The organism is Brevibacillus sp. YAE8 (assembly GCF_057543335.1).
Window position 1 is genome coordinate 1 of the sequence record NZ_BAAIYG010000068.1, and the last position, 1,560, is coordinate 1,560.

The 1,560-nt window shown below is 43.7% G+C and carries 2 protein-coding genes; both read left to right on the forward strand.

Going from position 1 to position 1,560, the window contains the following annotated elements; all coding sequences use genetic code 11:
• Positions 1–219: 219 nt before the first annotated feature.
• A complete protein-coding gene (locus AC27IT_RS27565) occupies positions 220–1,017 on the forward strand; it encodes an IS3 family transposase (protein ID WP_487092242.1) in 798 nt (265 codons plus the stop codon).
• 36 nt (positions 1,018–1,053) lie between these two features.
• Entirely contained in the window at positions 1,054–1,299 is a 246-nt protein-coding gene (locus AC27IT_RS27570; RefSeq protein ID WP_207212830.1) for a hypothetical protein, read from the forward strand.
• Positions 1,300–1,560 lie beyond the last annotated feature (261 nt).

The window sequence follows — 1,560 nt, forward strand, 5'->3', positions numbered from 1 at the left end:
ATGAGTCGTACGGTTTGAAGTTTGAATTCCCTGTCGTACTTTTTCGTCATGTTGGACACCTCGATTATGAACGCTTTTATTGTCGCACTCTCGATTCTCCGTGTCCAATGTAAAGTCTAGCATCAAAATGGAGAACGATATTTTAAAGCAAGCAGCGCTGATCTTCGGACGAAAATAACAGTGATCCGGCAAAATGCACATAAGTACTCTGTGTCTGCCATGTGTACCATCCTCCAGGTGAATCGGAGTACCTACTACTACGAAAGTAACCAGCAGTCATCTAGCGATGATGAGGTGGAACAGGCGATCATCCGTATTTTTAAAGAGAATCAGCGCGTTTATGGAGCAAGAAAGATCAAGGCAACCCTGCAAAAAGAAGGAAGGACTGTTTCCAGACGGCGCATTGGACGTTTGATGAAGAAAAACGGTCTTGTATCGGTGTATACGGTTGCTCAGTATAAACCGCATAAGTCATCCTGTAATGATTCACCTATACAGAATGAATTGAATCGGGAGTTTACGAAAAACGAACCGTTGGAGGCCGTTGTGAGTGACTTGACTTATGTTCGAGTGACAAACAAATGGCACTATATTTGCTTGCTCGTAGACTTGTTTAACCGGGAGATCATTGGCTATAGCTGTGGAAAATACAAAGATGCTGCTCTCGTCTACCAGGCTTTTGCAAGCGTAAAGGGAGACTTGCGTCAGATCCAGCTCTTTCATACGGATCGTGGTAGTGAATTTAAAAATCAGACGATTGATGAAGTCATCCACACGTTCGAAATCAAACGTTCCCTGAGCATGAAAGGCTGTCCCTATGACAATGCAGTTGCTGAAGCTACCTTTAAGCTAATCAAAGCAGAGTTCGTAAAGAATCGGCAGTTTGAGTCGTTGACACAGTTGAAGCTAGAATTAGAAAAATACGTCAAGTGGTTTAACGAAACAAGAATTCACTCGACATTGGGGTATCTGAGTCCACTCGTTTACAAACAGAAGGCACTTAAGAAATCCGTCTAGTTTGGTGTTGACAGTCCAATATAGATAATTGACTACATGAAAAGAATCGATTCAAACGAAACACCAACAGCCTTGGGCATTTCTTTCCTGGATATAAAACGCCCGTTACATGACAAAAAGGAAGAGGTATGGATTTATAGCCATTTTTTATTGGATGGTCATCACAAAATGTTTGCGGCAGCGGAAGCGAAAAAAGCTATCGGGCTACTAGCTTTTTTATCGCTGGATGAGTCGTTTGCCAGCAAGGAACAAATAGATACGCTTTTCCGAGCTTTCATCTAATGAAACATGCCGCACAAGGGAAAGAAGCTTGGAATTAACCTACAGCTTGCCCGTTAAGAAAGGAGTAGTCACTCCGCCCCACAATGCCCCCTCCACCATAAGCAGCCAACCAAAACGGCCCGTAAGCCGTTTTTTTGTATAACGAAAACCCCCAGTTCGACTGGGGGTTCAGGAAAGCTTATAGCTATGAGTAGCCATCCTTTGAACTCGGTGATAAGATGAGAGCCGGTCTGCCAACCGCTCACACGAATCACAGGAGGA

Bases quoted from the DNA above. Each gene is read 5' to 3' on its own strand.
- AC27IT_RS27565 (WP_487092242.1), top strand. From the start codon at position 220: ATGTGTACCATCCTCCAGGTGAATCGGAGTACCTACTACTACGAAAGT.
- AC27IT_RS27570 (WP_207212830.1), top strand. From the start codon at position 1,054: ATGAAAAGAATCGATTCAAACGAAACACCAACAGCCTTGGGCATTTCT.